The organism is Pseudoxanthomonas sp. CF125, from assembly GCF_900104085.1.
Classification (GTDB): Bacteria; Pseudomonadota; Gammaproteobacteria; order Xanthomonadales; family Xanthomonadaceae; genus Pseudoxanthomonas_A.
Window position 1 is genome coordinate 145,474 of the sequence record NZ_FNLD01000001.1, and the last position, 19,758, is coordinate 165,231.

Annotated in this window: 20 protein-coding genes; 14 read left to right on the forward strand and 6 right to left on the reverse strand. The window is 65.2% G+C overall.

Annotated features, from left to right (window positions below):
* Positions 1-12 precede the first annotated feature (12 nt).
* A complete protein-coding gene (locus tag BLR66_RS00775; protein WP_176943711.1) occupies positions 13-729 on the reverse strand; it encodes a response regulator in 717 nt (238 codons plus the stop codon).
* A 34-nt stretch (positions 730-763) separates the two neighbouring features.
* Between BLR66_RS00775 and BLR66_RS00780 the strand changes: the two genes are divergently transcribed.
* From BLR66_RS00780 to BLR66_RS00830, 11 genes are all read left to right on the forward strand, one after another.
* The gene (locus BLR66_RS00780) at positions 764-2,788 is read left to right on the forward strand and encodes an AsmA family protein (protein ID WP_176943712.1); all 2,025 of its coding nucleotides are present in this window, start codon (positions 764-766) and stop codon (positions 2,786-2,788) included.
* Positions 2,789-2,803: 15 nt separating this feature from the next.
* Positions 2,804-3,424 carry a YdbL family probable chaperone protein gene (locus tag BLR66_RS00785; protein ID WP_093279739.1) on the forward strand — a complete coding sequence of 207 codons (621 nt, stop codon included), beginning with the start codon at positions 2,804-2,806 and terminating at the stop codon, positions 3,422-3,424.
* Between the two features lie 224 nt (positions 3,425-3,648).
* Positions 3,649-4,977, forward strand: a complete 1,329-nt coding sequence (rlmD, locus tag BLR66_RS00790) for a 23S rRNA (uracil(1939)-C(5))-methyltransferase RlmD (protein ID WP_093279740.1) — start codon at positions 3,649-3,651, stop codon at positions 4,975-4,977.
* Positions 4,978-4,983: 6 nt separating this feature from the next.
* Positions 4,984-5,532 carry a CYTH domain-containing protein gene (locus BLR66_RS00795; RefSeq protein ID WP_093279741.1) on the forward strand — a complete coding sequence of 183 codons (549 nt, stop codon included), beginning with the start codon at positions 4,984-4,986 and terminating at the stop codon, positions 5,530-5,532.
* 22 nt (positions 5,533-5,554) lie between these two features.
* Positions 5,555-6,562 carry a beta-N-acetylhexosaminidase gene (nagZ, locus tag BLR66_RS00800; RefSeq protein ID WP_093279742.1) on the forward strand — a complete coding sequence of 336 codons (1,008 nt, stop codon included), beginning with the start codon at positions 5,555-5,557 and terminating at the stop codon, positions 6,560-6,562.
* Entirely contained in the window at positions 6,562-7,116 is a 555-nt protein-coding gene (locus BLR66_RS00805) for a hypoxanthine-guanine phosphoribosyltransferase (protein WP_093279743.1), read from the forward strand. Before nagZ ends, BLR66_RS00805 begins: the two co-directional genes overlap by 1 nt.
* A gap of 3 nt (positions 7,117-7,119) precedes the next feature.
* A complete protein-coding gene (locus BLR66_RS00810; protein ID WP_093279744.1) occupies positions 7,120-7,881 on the forward strand; it encodes an S-methyl-5'-thioinosine phosphorylase in 762 nt (253 codons plus the stop codon).
* A 90-nt stretch (positions 7,882-7,971) separates the two neighbouring features.
* Positions 7,972-8,178, forward strand: coding sequence for a cold-shock protein (locus BLR66_RS00815; RefSeq protein ID WP_093279745.1), 207 nt, complete (start codon positions 7,972-7,974; stop codon positions 8,176-8,178).
* Positions 8,179-8,474: 296 nt separating this feature from the next.
* Positions 8,475-9,707 (forward strand): FAD-dependent oxidoreductase, encoded by a 1,233-nt coding sequence (locus BLR66_RS00820; RefSeq protein WP_093279746.1) that lies wholly within the window; start codon positions 8,475-8,477, stop codon positions 9,705-9,707.
* 103 nt (positions 9,708-9,810) lie between these two features.
* On the forward strand, positions 9,811-11,445 hold the full coding sequence (locus BLR66_RS00825; protein ID WP_093279747.1) for an acyl-CoA dehydrogenase family protein: 1,635 nt from the start codon (positions 9,811-9,813) through the stop codon (positions 11,443-11,445).
* Positions 11,445-11,936, forward strand: coding sequence for a L,D-transpeptidase family protein (locus BLR66_RS00830; protein WP_093279748.1), 492 nt, complete (start codon positions 11,445-11,447; stop codon positions 11,934-11,936). Before BLR66_RS00825 ends, BLR66_RS00830 begins: the two co-directional genes overlap by 1 nt.
* A gap of 65 nt (positions 11,937-12,001) precedes the next feature.
* On the opposite strand, the gene fabR is transcribed toward BLR66_RS00830, so the two are convergent.
* Positions 12,002-12,646, reverse strand: a complete 645-nt coding sequence (gene fabR / locus BLR66_RS00835) for an HTH-type transcriptional repressor FabR (RefSeq protein WP_093279749.1) — start codon at positions 12,644-12,646, stop codon at positions 12,002-12,004.
* A 102-nt stretch (positions 12,647-12,748) separates the two neighbouring features.
* On the opposite strand from fabR, the gene BLR66_RS00840 reads away from it, so the two are divergent.
* The 3 genes from BLR66_RS00840 to BLR66_RS00850 all read left to right on the forward strand — a co-directional run bounded on the left by BLR66_RS00840 (position 12,749) and on the right by BLR66_RS00850 (position 15,633).
* Positions 12,749-13,849 carry a ferredoxin reductase gene (locus BLR66_RS00840; RefSeq protein WP_093279750.1) on the forward strand — a complete coding sequence of 367 codons (1,101 nt, stop codon included), beginning with the start codon at positions 12,749-12,751 and terminating at the stop codon, positions 13,847-13,849.
* Between the two features lie 8 nt (positions 13,850-13,857).
* Positions 13,858-14,985: a fatty acid desaturase family protein gene (locus BLR66_RS00845; protein WP_093284107.1), complete on the forward strand. Its 1,128-nt coding sequence runs from the start codon at positions 13,858-13,860 to the stop codon at positions 14,983-14,985.
* Positions 14,986-15,303: 318 nt separating this feature from the next.
* Positions 15,304-15,633, forward strand: coding sequence for an REP-associated tyrosine transposase (locus BLR66_RS00850; protein ID WP_255402362.1), 330 nt, complete (start codon positions 15,304-15,306; stop codon positions 15,631-15,633).
* Between the two features lie 114 nt (positions 15,634-15,747).
* Here the strand turns inward: BLR66_RS00850 and BLR66_RS00855 are convergent, their stop codons facing one another.
* From BLR66_RS00855 to BLR66_RS00870, 4 genes are read right to left on the reverse strand one after another with little or no spacing between them, the layout of a single operon-like run.
* Complete coding sequence (locus BLR66_RS00855; RefSeq protein ID WP_093279752.1) at positions 15,748-17,556, reverse strand: ABC transporter transmembrane domain-containing protein; 1,809 nt, start codon at positions 17,554-17,556, stop codon at positions 15,748-15,750.
* Positions 17,553-18,146 carry an IMPACT family protein gene (locus BLR66_RS00860; RefSeq protein ID WP_093279753.1) on the reverse strand — a complete coding sequence of 198 codons (594 nt, stop codon included), beginning with the start codon at positions 18,144-18,146 and terminating at the stop codon, positions 17,553-17,555. The genes BLR66_RS00855 and BLR66_RS00860 overlap by 4 nt, the downstream gene beginning before the upstream one ends.
* Positions 18,143-19,174: a hypothetical protein gene (locus BLR66_RS00865; protein WP_093279754.1), complete on the reverse strand. Its 1,032-nt coding sequence runs from the start codon at positions 19,172-19,174 to the stop codon at positions 18,143-18,145. The genes BLR66_RS00860 and BLR66_RS00865 overlap by 4 nt, the downstream gene beginning before the upstream one ends.
* Positions 19,171-19,725, reverse strand: coding sequence for an RNA polymerase sigma factor (locus tag BLR66_RS00870; RefSeq protein ID WP_093279755.1), 555 nt, complete (start codon positions 19,723-19,725; stop codon positions 19,171-19,173). Before BLR66_RS00870 ends, BLR66_RS00865 begins: the two co-directional genes overlap by 4 nt.
* Positions 19,726-19,758: the final 33 nt, after the last annotated feature.

Sequence of the window (19,758 nt, forward strand, 5' to 3'; positions counted from 1 at the left end):
TTCTACGCGCCTCTACACGCCTCCGGAGGATTGCGTATCGCGCACGGCCATCGAGAAATCCGTAAGCAGTCTTGCATCGGACAGCGATTTTTCCAGCACGGCAGCTGCCGCGTTCAAGCGCATCGCACCGACGAAGCCGCTGCTGGCCTTCAATTGATGCAGTACTTTTTTGGCGACTTCCAGGTTGCCGGCCTGCAGCGCATCGCAGATCTCGTCGTGTTGTCTGGCGAGCTCTTCGAGGAACATCCGGCGCAGGGTCGCCACGTGCTCCTGATTGCCGTTCAATGCGGCCAGCGCAACGGCCTGATCCCATAACGGAAGAGCGCTGGAGCTGTGGTCCGCTTCCCCAACGCGATGGGGTTCGCGCGGGGGCTCGATTCCAAGCAGCTGCCCGGCCGCCTGTCGCAGTTGGACGGCGGTCAGCGGTTTGACCAGCACCAGATCGAACCCAGCGGCCAGCAGTTGCGCATGCAAGATCGGCGAATCGTCGGCGGTATGCGCGAGTGCGGGCGTGGCGGGGAAACGCGCGCGCAGATCCGCCAGCAGGTCCGTTCCGGAACCGTCGGGAAGATTGGCGTCCAGCAGCCACAGATCGTAGGCGCCCTCGTGCGCCAAGGCGGCGCGCAGGGAAGCGGCCGTATCGACTTCCGCCGGCAATGCCTGCAGCGCGGCGGCCATGAAACTGCAGCTGACGGAATCGTCTTCCACCAACAGCAAGCGAGGCTTCATTCCCTGGCGATCCGACATCGTTATGCTGCCTTCCATGTCCCGCCGCATCTTACCGCTGCTCCTGTTGATGTTGTTGGCGGTGCCCGCCGCCGGGCAAGCCAGGACGGCGAGCGCACGCATCGCCAGGGTGGTCACGCCAGTGGCGACCCTGCAGGGCGTGACGGTGCGGCTGGAATGGCCGGATGCCGCCGAAACCGGGCGACTCACATTAACCGCCAGGCAAGTGACGGCGCCGGACCTCGGCTACCGTTTCGACAATCTCACTTGGCATTGCCCTCTGCAACGGGGCGCCCAGCAGGACGGCTGGCGCTGCGAAGGGCAAATCCGCAGCGCTGGTCGCGAGCCGTTGAAGCTTGGGATCGATCTGGCAACGGCCAGCACCGACGCGGTGCTGGCCGGTGGCGGTTCAAGCCTGGCCTTGCACCGCAACGCCGCCGCGCCCGACATCACCCGCATCGAGCTGACCCGTGTGCCGCTGGCATGGGCGCAAGCGCTGCTGGCGCAGGCCTGGCCCGAAGCGAATCTGAAAGCCGGGCAGATGTCGGGTTCGCTGAATATCCATACCCCCGAGTCGCGTCCGTTGCGGGTGGAAGGACGGCTCGCGTTCGCCGGGCTTGGCCTGGATACGCCCGATGGCAGCATCGCTGCCGAAGGCGTGGGCGCGCAGGTCGATCTGGACTACCGCAAGTCCGCCGGCTTGTCCCTGGTGACCGTGGAGGGCAGCTTGCGCGGCGGCGAGATGCTGGTGGGCAACGGCTACGTCGCTTTGCCGGCGACACCGGTAGCGATCAGCATCGCCGCGCGCCAGCAGGGCGAATCCGGCTGGGAAATTCCCCAGTTGCTGTGGGACGACGGCGGAGCGATGCGCGTACAAGGTTCGCTCGCTTTCGACGCGCAATCGAACCTGCGCGATGCGGATCTGCGGATGGAGAGCGCGGACATGGCGCCGTTGCGTCCGCGCTATCTGTCCGGGTGGCTGGGATTGTTCGGATTGGGCGAGTTGGGTTTGCAGGGTGCCGCGAGCGCGCGGATGCAAGTGCAGGGCGGCGAGTTGATCCGCGCCGAAGCCCAGTTGCGCGAAGTGTCGGTGATCGATGCGCAACAGCGCTTCCGTTTCGACGGACTCAGCGGCAATCCCGTTTTTTCCGCCGGTCCGCCTGTCGACAGTGCGCTGCGCTGGCGCGGCGGCGAAATCCACGGTCTGGCGTTTGGCGCCGCGGAACTGCCGCTGGACAGCGCCGAAGGCGGCATCGGCCTGCGCCAGGAGGTCACCGTGCCGATGCTGGGCGGCGGCTTGAGGTTCGAAGACATCAATCTGCGGCCGCCAGCGGGCGAACGTGGGCTGGAATTCGATTTTGGCCTGACCGTCGAAGGGCTGGATGTGGGCCTGCTGGCCAAGGCGCTGGACTGGCCCGCCTTCCAGGGGCGGCTCGACGGGCGTATCCCCAAAGCGCGCTACGCCGACGACCGGCTGGATTTCGAAGGCAATCTGGTCACCCATATGTTCGACGGCACCGTGCAGGTGTCGGGATTGGCGATGGAACGCCCGTTCGGCACGGCGCCGACGCTGTCGGCCAACATCATGATGGACGACATGAACCTGCAGGCGCTGACCGGGGTTTTCGGATTCGGCGAGATCACCGGCGCATTGGATGGCAGCATCCGCAACCTGCGTCTGGTGGACTGGAAGGCGGAAGCTTTCGACGCCGATCTGCACACCGACCCGAACTGGAAAGGCAAGCGCCGCATCAGTCAGCGCGCGGTGCAGGACCTTTCCAGCGTCGGCGGCGCAGGTGGGCTGGGCGACAGCCTGCAGGCGCAGGCGTTGAAGCTGTTCGACGACTTCGGCTACCGCCGGATCGGCATCCGCTGCCGGCTTGCCGAAGAGGTTTGCGACATGGACGGCCTTCGTTCAGCCGGCAACGGCTTTATTATCGTGGAAGGATCGGGCTTGCCGCGCCTGACCGTGGTGGGTTTCAACCACCGCGTCGATTGGCCCACGCTGGTCGAACGACTGGTGGCGGTCACGCAAGGCGACAGCAAGCCGGTCATCGAATAATCCAGGAGAAGCGACATGCAACGTTGGTTGGGAACCTCATTCGCCGCGGCACTGCTGCTCACCGCCTGCGTCACCATCAATGTCTATTTCCCGGCTGCCGAAGCCAAGGAAGCGGCCAAGGAATTCGTGGACAAGGTGATCGGCGACGACGCGCCCGCCAACGAAGCCAAGCCCGTGCCGCAAAACCCGGGCGGGCAGGGCGGCAGCGCTTCTCTGCGCTCGCCTCGTTCGTTCGACTGGCTGGCCTTGGTCGGCATCGGCACCGCCTACGCGCAGGAAAGCGCGGACATCAGCATCAAGACCCCCGCCATCCAGGCCATCCAGAACCGCATGGCCACGCGTTTCCAGACCCAACTGGCGGCAGGTTTCGACGCCGGCGCCCTGGGGCTGACCCGCGATGGCATGGTCGAGGTGCGCGACGCCTCCAAGCTGGCCTTGAAGGACCGGGTGGCCATCACCCAGGCCGTGGCGGACGACAACCGCGACCGCAAAGCGGTGTACCGCGAAGTGGCGGTGGCCAACGGCCATCCCGAATGGGAAAGCCAGATCCGCGGCATCTTCGCCCAGCAGTGGATCGCCAGCGCCCATGGCGGCTGGTGGTACCAGGACGCGGGCGGGAGCTGGAAGCAGAAGTGAGCAACGGCAAGGGGGCGAAAGCCCCCTTGGCTTTTCCCCCTTTGTAAAAGAGGGCTGCGGGGATTTGCTCTTGATCTTGGCGGCGGGGAAAAAACAACAGCAAAAGCAAATCCCCCTCAATCCCCCTTTTTCAAAGGTGGAGGCAAAGCGGCGGCGCTTGCTTTCCGGCCTGCGCACCGCTTCTGCGACAATACGCCCCCGCAATCGCACGCAGCCCCCGCCACGTGGCAAGACCCCGCAGCCCCCGCATCGATAAAACCCCGTTCGAAGTCCAGATCGTCGACCACAGCCACGACGGCCGCGGCGTAGCCCGTCGGGACGGCAAGACCATGTTCGTGTCCGGTGCACTGCCGGGCGAACGGGTGATGGTCGAGCAGACCGCCAAGAACCGGCACTTCGATGAAGGCCGCATGGTCGAAGTGCTGCAGGCTTCGCCGGACCGCGTTGCGCCGCGCTGCGAACATTTCGGCGTGTGCAGCGGTTGCGTGCTGCAGCACCTGGCCGAAGACAAACAGATACTGCTCAAGCAGCGCGTGTTGCTGGAGAATCTCGAACGCATCGGCCACGTCGCGCCGCAGACCGTGCTGCCGCCATTGACCGGCGACAGCTGGGGATATCGCCGCAAGGGTCGCTTCTCGGTGCGCCGGGTCAACAAAAAGGACAAGACCCTGGTCGGTTTCCGCGAGACCGACCCGCGTTTCGTTGCCGATCTGCGGATATGCCACACCGTCATCCCGCAGATCGGCGAACGTATCGAAGCGCTGGCGCTGCTGGTGGAAAGCCTGGACGCACGCAACGATATTCCACAGATCGAGTTCATCGCCGGCGACGGGGCTGTGGCGCTGGTATTCCGCCATTTGAACCCATTGGACGACGCCGATCGCGCCAAGCTCACCGCCTTCGCGCAGCAGCACGGTTTCGCCTTCTATCTGCAATCCGGCGGCATCGACACGGTGGTGCCGCTATGGCCGGACGCGCCGAAGCTGGCCTTCGCGTTGCCGCAATGGAACGTGGAACTAGCGTTCCTTCCGCTGGATTTCATCCAGGTCAACGCCACGCTCAACCAGAAGATGATCGCGCGGACCTTCGAACTGCTGGATCCGCAACCACAGGACCGCATCCTGGATCTGTTCTGCGGACTGGGCAATTTCACCCTGCCCATGGCCCGGCTGGCCGGCGAAGTGGTGGGCGTGGAAGGCGAAGCCGGACTTGTCGCCCGTGCGCGCGCCAATGCCGAACACAACGGCCTGGTCAATGCGCATTTCCACGCCGCGGACCTGACCGAAGACCAGCGCGGCACACCCTGGATGCGGCAGGGCTTCAATAAACTGCTGCTGGACCCGCCGCGCTCGGGCGCCGACGAGGTATTGAAACAGTTGCCGCTCAAGAATATCGACCGCATCGTCTATGTCAGCTGCCACCCGGCTTCGCTGGCGCGCGATGCCGGGTTCCTGGTCAAGGAGCGCGGTTACAAACTCAAGGCGGCCGGCGTGATGGACATGTTCCCTCACACCGGCCATGTGGAAAGCATCGCTTTATTCGAGATGAAGTAGAAACCGATGGGAATCGAGATAGAACGCAAATTCCTGGTCACCAGCGACGCCTGGCGCGCCGCCGCTCATGAGGTCGCGCCGATGGCGCAGGGCTACCTGAACGATCTGGCCATGGTCGAAGGGGGCGCGCAGAAGGCCTCGGTGCGCGTGCGCATCGAAGGCGACGACGCCTACCTGAACCTGAAATCCCGCGAACGTGGCCACACCCGGCAGGAGTTCAACTATGCCGTCCCCGTGGACGAAGCACGGGCCTTGCTGGCGCTGTGCGTCGGGGGGCTGATCGACAAGCGCCGCCACTACGTGCGCCACGAAGGCCATCTGTGGGAAGTGGACGAATTCCTGGACGAGAACGCCGGCCTAGTGGTCGCCGAAATCGAGCTGCAGCAGGCCGATGAAGCCTTCGCACTGCCCGAATGGGCCGGCAAACAGGTGACCGACTCGCTGCGCTATTACAATCTGGCCCTGGCGTCGTATCCGTACTCGCAGTGGACGGACGACGAACGCGCCGCCAGCGATATCGCCCCCGCTGTCAAAGATCCCGCTGTCAAAAGATGATATGTCCTGAGGAATTGGAAGCATGCTCGTCATAGGAATTTCCGGCACCGAACTCACCGCGCAGGAGCGCGACTGGCTGCAGAACGATGCCGTGGCCGGGGTGATCCTGTTCACCCGCAACTTCGCTTCGCGCGAGCAGGTGGTCGAGTTGTGCGCAGCGATCCGCGCCGCCGCGCCGCGCCCCCAGCTGATCTGCGTGGACCAGGAAGGCGGACGCGTGCAGCGCTTCCGTGCCGGCTACAGCGCCTTGCCGTCGCTGGAAGGTTTCGGCGCGCTGTACGCGCGCGATGCGGAAGCGGCCTTGAAGCTTGCCGAGGAGCACGCCTGGCTGATGGCCAGCGAAGTGCGCGCCAGCGGCGTCGACCTTAGCTTCGCGCCGGTGGTCGATCTGGCGCGCGGCAACCGCGCCATCGGCGATCGCGCCTTCAGCGCCGACCCGCAGGTCGTCGCCGCCTTCACCAAGGCTTATGTGCGCGGCATGCACAGCGTCGGCATGGCCGCCACACTCAAGCATTTCCCGGGCCACGGCACGGTGCTGGAGGACACGCATTTCGACGATGCGGTCGATCCGCGCTCGCTGGATGAGCTGCGCAAGCAAGATCTGGTTCCGTTCGTGGCCGGCATCGAAGCCGGCGCCGATGCGGTGATGCTGGCGCACGTGACCTATCCGGCCGTGGCGCCGGAAGCGGCCGGCTACTCGCCACGGTGGATCAATGGGATCCTGCGCGAAGAGATGGGCTTTCGCGGCGTGGTGTTCTCCGACGATATCGGCATGGCCGCTGCGTTTTCCGCGGGCGGAGTGAAGGCGCGCATCGACGATCACTTGAATGCCGGTTGCGACGTGGTGCTGGTTTGCGCGCCCAAACTGGTCGAGGAATCCCTGCGTGCGATGGAAGGGCGCACTTCCGACACCGCCTCCTTGCTGGGGCTGATCGGCCGCGGCGGGTTGGGTTGGGACGGACTGCTCGCCGACGCCCGCTACGGCGACGCGCAGTCCCGTCTTCCGGCCATCACGGGGAACGTCGCCTGATGGCGTCGCCTCCACTCTCCGCCGCGCTGGCCAATGCGGAGCTCATCGTCGATCGCGCCGCACTGGATGCGGCCATCGCGGCGATGGCCGCACCGATCGCGCGCGATTACGCCGGGGAAGTGCCGGTCTACCTGACCGTGATGCACGGCGGCTTGCCATTCGCGGGGCAGTTGTCGCTGGAGCTGGGCGCCCTGGGGCTGGACCTGGAGTTCGACTACCTGCACGCCACGCGCTATCGCGGCCAGACCAGCGGTGGCGAATTGGTATGGAAGCACCGCCCGGCCACCGCGCTGTACGGCCGCCGCGTGTTGCTGGTCGATGACATCCTGGACGAGGGCTACACCCTGGCCGCGGTTCGCGACTGGTGCATGCAGCAGGGCGCGACCGATGTGCGCATCGCCGCGCTGGCGGTCAAGCGCCACGACCGCGTTATCGCCGGCATCAGCGCCGATTACGTGGGTCTGGAAGTTCCCGACCGTTACGTGTTCGGCTTCGGCATGGACTACCACGAGCAGGGCCGCAATCTGCCGGGCATTTACGCGCTGAAGGATTGAACGATGATGGACATTTCACTGGCGGTGATCGGCGGAACCGGCGTGTACAAACTCGCCGATCTGCAGGACGTGGACACGCGCGAAATCGAAACCGGTTACGGCAAACCGTCGGGGCCCGTTCGCATCGGCACCTTGCTAGGTCAGCGGGTCGCGTTTCTGGCGCGCCATGGCGAAGGCCATTCGGTGCCGCCGCATCTGATCAACTACCGCGCCAACCTTGCCGCATTGAAGCAGATCGGCGCAACGCGCGTGCTGGCGCTCAATACGGTCGGCGGCATCGGCGACGAGTTCGGTCCGCGAGTGCTGGCCTGTCCCGATCAACTGATCGATTACACCTGGGGCCGCAACTCGACGATCTGGGAAGGAACTCCTGCCGGCGGTGGCGGCTCGGATGCGCTGCATATCGATTTCGGCGACCCCTACACGACGATGCTGCGCCACAAAATCATCGCGGCCGCGCGTGTGACCGGCGTCTCACTGGTGGGTCATGGCTGCTACGGTGCGACCCAGGGTCCGCGCCTGGAAACCAAGGCGGAAATCGCTCGAATGAAACGCGACGGTTGCGACCTGGTGGGGATGACCGGCATGCCAGAAGCGGCGTTGGCGCGCGAGCTGGGCCTGGATTACGCATGCTTGGCCATCGTCGCCAACTGGGCCGCAGGATGCGGCACCGGAGAGGAGATAACCATGGCCGAAGTACTGGCCAACGTACAAGCCGCTTCCAACGGTTTGCCGGAACTGGTGGCCGAACTGGCCCGTGGGTGATTGTCAACGCGGTCAGGTATTTGCATACTCCGCCGGTGCGCGTTGCGCACAGACCACACCACCCGCATCCAACAAGGAAATACCAGAGCTATGCCGTACGGTACCGTGAAATGGTTCAATGACGCCAAGGGCTTCGGATTCATCGCGCCAGAAGATGGCAGCGCCGATGTCTTTGCCCACCACTCCGCGATCAACAGCAAGGGCTTCCGTAGCCTGCAAGAAGGCCAGCGCGTCAGCTACGAGCTGACCCAGGGCCCGAAGGGCGCACAGGCATCGAACATCGAGCCGGCAGCCTGATCCCCATTTGTTTCCCGGTTTCTTTTGAACCCCGCCTTGGCGGGGTTTTTTATGGGCGGCAGGCGGACTCGTCAAATTCGATCGTCTCAATTCGATCGTCATCCCAGCGAAAGCTGGGATCCATCTTGATCTTCCTGTGGAGTCACGACCCACCCAGGGCAAAGTCAAAATGGATCCCAGCTTTCGCTGGGATGACGATGGTTAGGATGACGAAGATTTAGGTTTGGCCGGCGATGACAGCGCCGCAATTTCTATAATGTACCCATCGAATTCCCATCACCGGCAATAGGAGTGCCATGCCCCCACCTTTGAACGTCGCCATCGTCGGCTACGGAACCGCGGGCCAGGCTTTGGCGATCCTGCTTTCGCGCGATGGGCACAAGGTCGAGGTGTTCGAACGTGCACCGGAACCGGGTCCGGTCGGCGCCGGCTTCCTGCTGCAACCGACCGGGCTGCAAGTGCTGTGGCAGATGGGACTGCTTGCTGCTGCGCTGGAGCATGGGGCGCCGGTCAGGCGGCTGTATGGCGAAACGCCGTGCGGGCGCGGGGTCATGGACATGCGTTACGAAGGCCTCGATGCCCGCATGTACGGCCTGGGCATGCAGCGCGGTGCCTTGTTCACGCTGCTGGCCGATGCCTGGGAAGGCATCGCCCACATGCATCGCGGCACCGGCGTGACCCAGGTCGATCACGACACCGGCAGATTGCTGGATGAGCACGGCCGCAAGCACGGCCCTTTCGATCTGATCGTCGCGGCGGATGGTTCGGCTTCGCAATTACGCCGGCAGGTATCGCCTAGCCGCGTGGACCGGGTGTACCCCTGGGGCGCATTGTGGTGCCTGGTCGAACGCGGCGATTGGCCGTGGCCGGACGAACTGCGTCAGCGCTATGTGGCTGCGCGCAAGATGATCGGCCTGCTGCCGGTCGGCACCCGGCCCGGCGACGACGTGCCGCGCTTGAGCTTCTTCTGGAGCCTGCCCCGGTCGGATTTCGATGCCTGGCAGTCGCGGGGAATGACGGCGTGGCTGCGGGAAGTGGCCGACATCTGGCCGCATGCCGGTACGCGCCTGCAGGGCGTCACCGAACCTTCCCAGCTGGCCCGCGCCAGCTATCGCGATGCGATACAGAAGCAATGGCATCGCGGACGTCTGGCGCTGGCCGGAGATGCGGCGCATGCGATGAGCCCGCAGCTGGGGCAGGGCGTCAACATGGCGTTGATGGACGCGATGGCGTTGCGGGACGCGCTGCGCGAGGAAGCCGGGCTGGACAGCGCATTGGCGCGGTACCAGCGCGAGCGCCGCAAGCACGTTTCCATCTACCACTTCTGGAGCCACTGGCTGACCCCGCTGTTCCAGTCGGACTACGACATGGTGGCGCGAATCCGCGACGCCAGTTTCCTGCCTTTGGGAAAACTGCCCGGCGGCCGCGGCCATATGCTGCGCATCCTCAGCGGCACGCAGCAGGGTTGGCTGGGAAAATACGCACTGCAGCCGGATTTCATCGATGCATTGGGGGTAGGAGCGACGTAAGTCGCGAAGCCCAGACACACAAAGAGCCGGGCCTTCGCGACTTACGTCGCTCCTACCCCGCCCCTACGCGTTCCTGCAAGCTTCCTGCCGCTAGAATCGGCCCATGGACAAGCTGCCGCCCTTCGAAACCCATCGCGTCGACAACCAGCCGCCGGCCTTCGAGCCGCGCGATCTGTGGGCGGACGACGTGGTATTGCGCGAAGCGGTGGCGCGCGAAGGCGCGGCCGCCTTCGCACCGCGGCTCTCGGACTACGCGCGGCTCGCAGGTGATGAGCTTTACCGCATCGGTTTCGACGCCAACCGCGACAAGCCGCGTCTGAAGACCCACGATCGCTTCGGCCACCGCATCGATGCGGTGGAATTCCACCCGGCCTACCACCGGCTGATGGAAGCGGCTAAAAGCCATGGCGTCGCCGGCCTTTCCTGGCATGAGCCGCAACCCGGCGCGCACGTCGCCCGCGCCGTGCTCAGCTATCTGCACCACCAGGTGGAAGCCGGCACCAGCTGTCCATTGACGATGACCCATGCGGCGGTACCGGTACTGCGCCGCGAACCGGCGTTGCGCGAATGGGCCGACAAGGCGGCCGCGCCTTCCTACGATCCGCGCGATCTTCCCATTGCGCAGAAATCCGGCATCACCCTGGGCATGGGCATGACCGAAAAGCAGGGCGGCTCGGATGTGCGCAGCAATGCCACCGTCGCCACGCCGCTCGCAGGCGAAGGCGAATACGCGCTGGTCGGGCACAAGTGGTTCTTCTCGGCGCCGATGTCCGACGGATTTCTGGTGTTGGCGCAGGCGCCCGGCGGGCTGACCTGTTTCCTGCTGCCGCGCTGGTTGGACAACGGCGACAAGAACGCTTTCCGGCTGATGCGTTTGAAGGACAAGCTGGGCGACTGGTCCAATGCTTCGTCCGAGGTCGAGTTCTGCGGTGCGTGGGCACGGCGCGTCGGCGAGGAAGGCCGCGGCGTGGCGACCATTATCGAGATGGTGATGTTCACCCGTTTGGACTGCATGCTGGGCGCCGCCGCGGAAATGCGTATGGCCCTGGCGCAGGCGATCCACCATGCGCGCCATCGCGCCACTTTCGGAAAACCGCTGGTCGAACACGCATTGATGCGCAACGTGCTGGCCGACCTGGCGCTGGAATCCGAAGCGGCGCTGGCGTTCTCTCTGCGCGTCGCGTGTGCGGTCGACGCCGCGCCGCAGGACGCTGCCGAAGCCGCTTTCGCCCGGATCGCCACGGCCATCGGCAAGTATTGGCTGTGCAAACGCGCGCCGGCCTTCGTCAACGAGGCGCAGGAATGCCTGGGTGGGGCGGGTTACGTGGAAGAATCGATGCTGCCGCGGCTGTACCGGCAGGCGCCGCTCAATTCCATCTGGGAAGGCAGCGGCAACATCCAATGCCTGGATGTGCTGCGTGCGTTGTCGCGGGAAGCGGAGGCCGGTGCCGCGCTGCTGGCCGAGCTTGAAACCGCGAAGGGTCGCGATGCGGGATTCGATCGGGCCGTCGCGGAACTGCGCGCGCAGCTCGCATCGCAATCGGCCGACGAATTCGGCGCCCGCATGCTCGTAGAGCGCCTGGCACTGACGTTGCAGGCGGCCGTAATGCTGAGATCCGGCAGCCCTGCGGCAAGCCTGTTCGTAGCCAGTCGCCTGCAGGGCAGGCATGGTCTGGCCTTCGGCACCTTGCCGGCCAGCAGCGACGTCGCCGAACTGATAGTCCGGGCATTGCCCTGATGCGGTCGTGGCTGCTCGCCATTTTCTGGCTGGCAATCCTTCTTCCCCGCGATGCATCGGCGGCACCGGATCTTGCGCCGAAAAGCGAGCAAGCCGATGCAATCCGCGTATTCAAATCCACGCGCAGGATGGAACTGTTGCGCGATGGAAAAGTGCTGCACGCCTACCGCATCGCGTTGGGCGATGCGCCAATGGGCCCCAAGCGTCAGCAGGGCGACGAGCGCACCCCGGAAGGCGACTACCGCATCACTTACCGCAACCCGCAAAGCCGTTTCCATCTGTCGCTGCGGGTGTCTTACCCCAACCAGACAGATCGCGAGCAAGCCAGGAAGCGCGGCGTAGATCCGGGCGGCGACATCATGATCCACGGCAGCACGCCGCCCGGATACACGCGCGATTGGACCGACGGCTGCATAGCCGTCACCAACGCGCAGATAGAAGAGATATGGCGGCTGGTGCCGGTGGGCACGCCAATCCGCATCAACCCGTAGGTCGGGGCTACGCCCCCGACGTGCGTGCGATCTCGCAATGCGTGGGTCGGGGACGTGGCCCCGACCTACTCTTCGGCGATGGCGCGCGAGCCGGTGAGGATCATGCGCACCATCTGCGCCAGCTGGTCGATCAGCTCCGCATCTTTTTCCGGCGGAAGATCCATGGCCGTGGCGCCCATGGCGAACACCAGGCGGGTGATGGCCTTGGACACCAGCGCGGGCTCGTGCAGGGTAGCGCCGTCGGCGGCGGCCAGGCGAATCAGGTCGATGCGCAGTTCGTCCTCGAAGAATTCCAGTTCCCGATCCACCGCCTGCTTGAAAGCGTCCGACCCCACCGTGCCTTCGCGCAACAGCACGTGCAGCAGTTTGTCGTCGGCGCGTAGCTGTTCGATGAAGGTCGAGACCGACCCGTGCACGATGCTCTTGTCCGAGCCGATACGCTGGCGCGCTTCGCCGATGACCTTGCGTAGTGAGCGCCCGGCCAGGTCGATCAGGGCCACGGCCAGTTCGTCCATGTCGCGGAACTGACGGTAGAAGCTGTTGGGCGCGATGCCGGCTTCGCGCGCCACTTCGCGCAAGCTCAGCGTGGACACGCTGCGGTGCGGGCCGATCAGCTTCAAGGCCGCGGCCAGCAAGTCTTCGCGTGAAATCGAGGCCTTGCGGCCAGTGCTCGGGTCGCCGTCGGGGTGTACTTCGGGGTGCGGGATCACGGTGATGGGGCAGGACTCGAGTGGAACATGGCGATCATCATATCGGCCTTGTTAATATACAGTTGTATACACGACTGTATCTGCGCCTGTATAGTGTTAGTCATGAATGCTTTGGTCCGCCCTGCCAGCCCTCGCTCCCGGAACAGGCTCAAAAGCCTGATTCGGCCTTTGGTGGTCCCACAAGTCTTTGATTTCTGGGCATCCAAACTCAATCCGACCTGGTCCTGGGAGCGCCCAATGGCGCGTATCACGGCCCGCAGGGCGGAATCGGCCGATTCGGTGACCCTTTGGCTGCAACCCAACGGCCACTGGGCCGGTTTCCAGGCAGGCCAGCACCTCAATGTCAGCGCCCAGCTGGACGGCGTACGGGTGACCAGGAGCTACAGCCTGACCAATGCCTCGGCCGCCGACGGTCGCCTGGCGATCACGGTAAAAAGCGTCGACGGTGGAAAGTTGAGCCGCCATCTGTGCACCGGCGCGCGCATCGGCGAGGTGCTTGAAATCGGCCAGGCCTTCGGCGAAATGACCCTGCCGGCCACACCGCAGGGCGACTGGTTGTTCCTCGCCGCCGGCAGCGGCATCACTCCTTTGATTTCCATGACCCGCGCACTGGCGAAGCAGGGCATGCCGGTGCCGCTGACCCTGGTCTATTGGGCGCGGACGCGGAATGAACTTTGCTTCGTCGATGAACTGAACAAGCTGGCGGCGCAGCACGCGAATTTTTCCGCGCGTTTCGTATTGACCCGTGAACCGCCTGTCGGCGATGAAGCAATGGGCCGGCTCAGCGAAGATCTGATCCGGGCGCTGGTCGGCGATGTTTCCTCGCAGCAGGTGTTCGCCTGTGGCCCGGGCGGTTTCGTCGATAGTGCGCGCGTCGCGCTTGCCGCCGCCAAGTCTTTCCAGGCCGAAGCCTTCTCACCGCCGCCGCGCGTGATCGAAGACACCGGCAGCGTACAGGTCACCCTGGCCGCCAGCGGCCGCACGCTCACCCTGCCGCGCGGCCAGTCGCTGCTGACCGCGCTGGAAGCCGAAGGCTTCAAGCCGGCGTCCGGCTGCCGCATGGGCATCTGCAATACCTGCGCCTGCGGCAAGTCTTCCGGCGTCACCCGCCACTTGCATACCGGCGAATTTTTCCACGAACCCGCTTCCGCGCTGAAGCTCTGCATCAGCAGCGCCAGCACCGACCTCGTCCTCGATCTCTGATGAAGGCCATGAACCGGAACCCTCGCAACCGCGTGCTGAGCTCTGCCGAACTAGACGGTTTCGCCGCCGAACTGGATGCCGTGCGCGCCCGCACCGTCGCAACGCTGGGGCAGCGGGACGCCGACTACATCCGCGGCATCGTCAAGGCGGTGCGCTATACGGAAATCGGCGGCCGGGTGCTGTTGTTCGCTTCGTTGCCCATGGCCTTCGCCGGTTTGTTCTGGGCAACGTGGATCGCTGGCGTTCTGCTGCTGGCGCTGTCCAAGATCCTGGAGAACATGGAACTGGGCCACAACGTCATTCATGGCCAGTACGACTGGATGAACGACCCCCACCTCAACGGCAAGACCTACGAGTGGGACATCGCCGGCACCAGCGCCAGCTGGCGCAAGACGCACAATTTCCAGCACCACACCTACACCAATGTGCGCGGCATGGACGACGACATCGGCTACGGCTTGCTGCGCATTTTCCCGGAGCAGCGCTGGCGTCCGTTCTTCCTGCTGCAGCCGTTCATCGCGGTGGTGTTCGCGCTGCTGTTCGAGTGGGGCGTGGCCATCCAGGATCTGAAGCTGGGTCGCTGGTGGGCCGGCAAGACCAGCAATGCGCAGATGCGCAAGGCGTTCAAGCCGGTGGGCAAGAAGATGTTGCGGCAGGTGCTGAAGGACTACGTGGTGTTTCCGCTGTTGGCCGGCCCGTTCTTCCTGGCCGTGCTGGCCGGCAATGTGGTCGCCAACCTGCTGCGCAACTTGTGGACCTTCACCATCATCTTCTGCGGGCATTTCACCGCCGATGCTGAAACTTTCCCCAAGGAATCGATCCGCAACGAATCGCGCGGCCACTGGTACCAGCGCCAGCTGCGAGGTTCCTCCAATCTGGCCGGCGGAAAACTGCTCAACGTGATGTCGGGCAATCTGAGCCACCAGATCGAGCACCATTTCTATCCGGACATTCCGGCCAATCGCTATGCGGAAATGGCGCCGGAAGTGAAGGCCATCTGCGCCCGCTACGGCCAGCACTACAACACCGGTTCGCTGCCGAAGCAGTTCGGGCAAGTGATCTGGCGGATTCTGCGGCATGCCTGGCCCAGCCGGCCGCCGCGCGTATCGGCTGAGTTGCAGGCCCAGACCGGTTGAGCGATCCTGGCAAAGAGCTCGCGCCGGGACGGCGCTCCCACGATAGGCGGAAGCTGGTGGGAGCGCCGTCCCGGCGCGAGCTCTTACGCTGTTGTCAGTGATTTCCTGTCCGCGGATAGTCAATAATCCCATTCTCCAGTGCAGTCGATGACGGGAGAATCTCAGCTGTCGAAATGCTTTGGGCAGCGCCCCGATGTCTGCGTCTTCCTGCAAGCTAAGAACAGGCCGTGTTTCCGAGGAAGGTGGTTACTACCTGCTGACCAGCTGTTGTCGTAATCGCGTCGCTTTTTTAGCGATCCAGACTCGGCGCAGATCGTTCTGAGCTGCGCTCGTTGGCTGGATCAACACCAGGCAATCGATCTCAAGGCCGTGATGGTGATGCCGGATCACGTGCATCTGGTGCTTGGGCTGGGCGAGTTTTCGCTGTCGCAGGTCATGCACCGGTTCAAGAGTTATACCTCCCACGCCATTGCAAAGGCTGCGAGGACCGATGGCGGTATCTGGCAAGCCGGCTACCATGATCGTGGAATACGCGACGAGTCGGCCCTTGGAGCGCAGGTGGAGTACTGCCTATTGAATCCGGTGCGCGCCGGGATTGTCAGGGATTTTCGCGATTACCCGTATTGGTGGTGTTGCTGGGAAGTTTGAGCTGGCGCAGTAAGGATATCGGAGTTGCGATGAAGAGCTCGCGCCGGGACGGCGCTCCCACGCTATATCGGAGTTGGTGGGAGCGCCGTCCCGGCGCGAGCTCTTGCCTGGCGCTCAGTCGATGAACTGCAATCGCGCCAGTTCGGCGTAAAGGCCGTCCTGGGCTATCAATTCCGCATGCGTGCCCTGGGCGACGATGCGGCCGCGGTCCATGACCACGATGCGGTCGGCCTTGAGCACGGTGGCCAGTCGGTGCGCGATGACCAGGGTGGTGCGGCCTTCCATCAGGCGTTCCAGCGCGCTTTGCACGGCGCGCTCGCTCTGCGCGTCCAGCGCGCTGGTGGCTTCGTCCAGCAGCAGGATGGGCGCGTCCTTCAGCAGCGCACGGGCGATGGCGATGCGCTGTTGCTGTCCGCCGGAGAGGCGGGCGCCACGCTCGCCCAGTTCGCTTGCGAAACCTTCCGGAAGCTCGCGGATGAAATCGTCCGCCTCGGCCGATTCGGCGGCTGCCTGCAGCTGCGCATCGGTGGCGTCCAACTTGCCGTAGCGGATGTTCTCGGCGGCGCTGGCGGCGAAAATGGTGGGCTGCTGCGGCACCAGCGCGATGTGTTCGCGAAGATCGGAGGGGTCCAGTTCGCGCAGATCCACGCCGTCGATGCGGATACCGCCCGACTGCGCATCGTGGAAGCGCAACAGCATGGAGAACACGGTGCTCTTGCCTGCGCCGGAGGGGCCGACCAGGGCCACGGTTTCGCCCGGACGCACTTCCAGATCGAAACCGTCCAAGGCCGGCAGGTCCGGACGCGAGGGGTAGTGGAAGACCACGTTGTCGAAACGGATGTCGCCTTGCAGCGGCATCGGCAGCGTGCGCGGATGAGCGGGGGCCGTGATTTCGGAAGTCTCCTGCAACAGCTCCGCAATCCGGCCCATGCCGCCGGAAGCGCGTTGCAGATCGTTCCATACCTCCGCCAGCGCGCCGACCGAACCTCCGCCGACCAACGCATACAGCACGAACTGCGCCAGCGTGCCGGCGCTCATGCGCCCGCCGATGACATCGTGTGCGCCCGACCACAGCACCAATACGATCGCGCCGAACACCAAAGTGATGGCTGCAGCGGTGACCCATGCTTGCGCGCGGATGCGCTTGCGAGCGGTTTCCACCGCCACCGCCACCGCCGCGCCGAAGCGGCCCTGCTCATAAGGCTCGCGCGCATGGGCCTGCACGGTGCGTACCGCGCCCAGGGTTTCGCTGGCCAGCGTATTGGCATCGGCGACGCGGTCCTGGCTAGCGCGCGACGCTTTTTCCAGACGACGGCTGCCCAGGATGATGGGCAATACCGCCAGGGGTATGCCGACCAGCGCGAAGGCGGCCAGCCGCGGGCTGGTGATGAACAGCATGGTCAGGCTGCCGATCACCGTGACCGTGCTGCGCAAGGCGACCGACATGCTGGTGCCCACCACGTTGCGCAACAGTTCGCTGTCCGCCGACAAACGCGACACCAGTTCGCCGCTGCGGGTGCGGTCGTGGAAACCCGCGCCCAAGCCGATCAGGTGACCGTAAAGTTGCTTGCGAAGATCCGCGACCACGCGCTCGCCGAGCAGCGAAACGAAATAGAAGCGCGCCGCGCTGGCCAGCGCCAGGACCACCGCGACCACGAACAGGAACAGGAAGGCGCGATCGACATTGCTGCCGCTTGAAAATCCGTTGTCGATCATCTGCCGGAACGCGACCGGCAGGCTGAGAGTCGCGGCCGAGGCCACCGCCAATGCGACCAACCATGCGCCGAAAAGCCCGGCGTGCCGGCGCACGAAAGGCCAGAGCGCACGCAGGCTGCCCAGTTTTGGTTTTGGCTTGGGAGAAGTGGAGCCAGAAGCGGCCGTTGCCGAAGCGGTATCGGCGGAAGCAGCGGGGAGGGAGGTCATTCGGGATCCGATTCGGCGAAACGCACACGGTTACGGGTGGCGTCGCGCAGATGGGTTTTCAAGGCGTCCACCCGGTCTGCGGGCAAACTGATGCGCAGGACGGCGCCGGTTTCGTCGAAATCCTCGTCCACCTTTTCCGCACCGTAACCCGACAGGGCGGCATGCACGTTGCCCAGATCGTCGAAGACGCAACCGAACCGGAGCTCGCGCATCTCCACCAGCAGGCGGCGCTCGGCCGTACGCAGGCATTCGGCGGCCGCGCCGCCGTAAGCACGGACCAGGCCGCCCGCACCCAGTTTGATCCCGCCATACCAGCGGGTGACCACCACCATGACCTGATCGCAGCCCTGGCCCTCGATAGCGGCCAGGATGGGGCGGCCCGCGGTGCCGGCAGGTTCGCCGTCGTCGCTGGAGCGGTACTCCGAACCTATGCGGTAGGCCCAGCAGTTGTGCGTGGCCTCGGGATCGGCGACCTGGGCAAGGAATGCCAAGGCGGCTTGCGGGGAAGTCGCCGGTGCGGCCTGGGCGATGAACCGGCTGTGCTTGACCTCGAGCTGATGCGTCGCCGCCTTGGCGAGGGTGTCGGTCATTCTTCCAGCAAGGGTTCCAGGTCGCCCGGCACGGGTTCGCTGGGGTGGTCCTTCACGAACAGCAGCAGGCTTTGCTTGGCCGCGCCGGCGTCGCCCAGCCCGTAGCGGGTGCGCACGCGTTCCAGCCATTCGTTGACCGGCAACTGGGCGTCGTCGGAAACCGGTACCTGCAGGTCGGTGCGCTTCATGCGCGAGCCGGTTACTTCGATGCGATCCAGTGAGGCGCTTTCCTTCTGGCGTGCGGAAGCGGCCGCCCGGGTCGATTTGGATTCCGCCATCGCGTCTGCCTGCGGCTTGGCTGACATGACGCCGGCGCTGGATGCGGAGTTGTCGATGGCGCGCGCCGAATAACCGAAGTGGTCGCTCTCGCGTTCTTGCGGTTCCGGGGCGAACGCCATTGGCGCCTGGGCTTCAGCCGTCGATGCGGCCGGCGCCATCGCCACGGGAGCAGGCGGGGCCGGTGGCGGCGGGACTGCCGCAGTGGCTGTGGTGCCCGCCCCCCGAGCCTGCCTGCCCGTATCGGAAGTCCGGGTTTTGGCACGCGCAATCGGCTGCCTCGGCGGCGGCACGTGGAACTCGGCAGGCGATGGGGCCAGGACCTTAGCGGGGGCGGGCGGTGCCTGTTCGGTCGGCATGGGCTCGGCCGGAGCCCCGGCGCTGGCCAGGTCTGCGGCCGCCGAAGCCGCAGCAGGGCCTTCTCGCGAGGGTGCAGGAGCTTGCACGGCCAGCACCTGGGTTGCGACGGCCTCGTCGGCAGGCACTTCGGTGGCCGCCATCGGCGTCTGTTGCAACGGCCGCAACTGCCAGGCGATGCCCACTGCGAAGACCACCGAGGCGGCCAGGCCCATGGCCACCGGCCAGCGCGGTTTGCGGCGGACGGGCTGTTTGCGCTCCAGCGCCGCATGCGCGGCGGCCAGGATCCGCGCATCCAGCGCGGTGGAAGGTTCGCCTTGCGGGCCCAGGTGCCCGGTCAGCCGCGCCAGTTCGCGCTCTTCCGGGGTCAACGGTTCGGGGGAATAGGATTTCATTCGCTCAATCTCGCGCGCAGCTTGTCCATCGCGTAGCGCAACCGCGATTTGACTGTTTCCCGGCCTACGCCGGTGATCTCGCCGATTTCCTCCAGGGTCAGTTCCTGCTCCAGACGCAGTTGCAGCACCTCGCGCTGGTCGTCCGGAAGCTCGGCCAGGGCCAGCTGCAGGCGCCGGCGCTGCTCGAAGTCGGACAGGATGCGTTCGGGCGTTTCCGGATCGGGCACCCGCGCCGCGCGTTCATCTCCATCCACCGGCGCCGGGGGCCGATGCTTGAGTGCCCGCCAATGGTCGGTGAGGCGATTGTGCGCGATACGGAACAGCCAGGTCGTGAAGGCCGCTTCGGGTTTCCAGCCCTCGCGCGCGGTGATCACCCGCTGCCAGACGTCCTGGAAAAACTCGTCCGCCAGCGCCTGGTCCCGCAGCTGGCGCAGCAGGAACCGGTACAGGCGGGTACGGTGACGCGCGTAAAGCTGCTCGAACGCAGCCATGTCGCCGCCCGCGTAGGCCAGCATCAGGGTCTCGTCTGCGGGTTCTGAGAAGTCGTTCACCCTGACAAGCGTAAAGCTTGGGCCACAATCCGC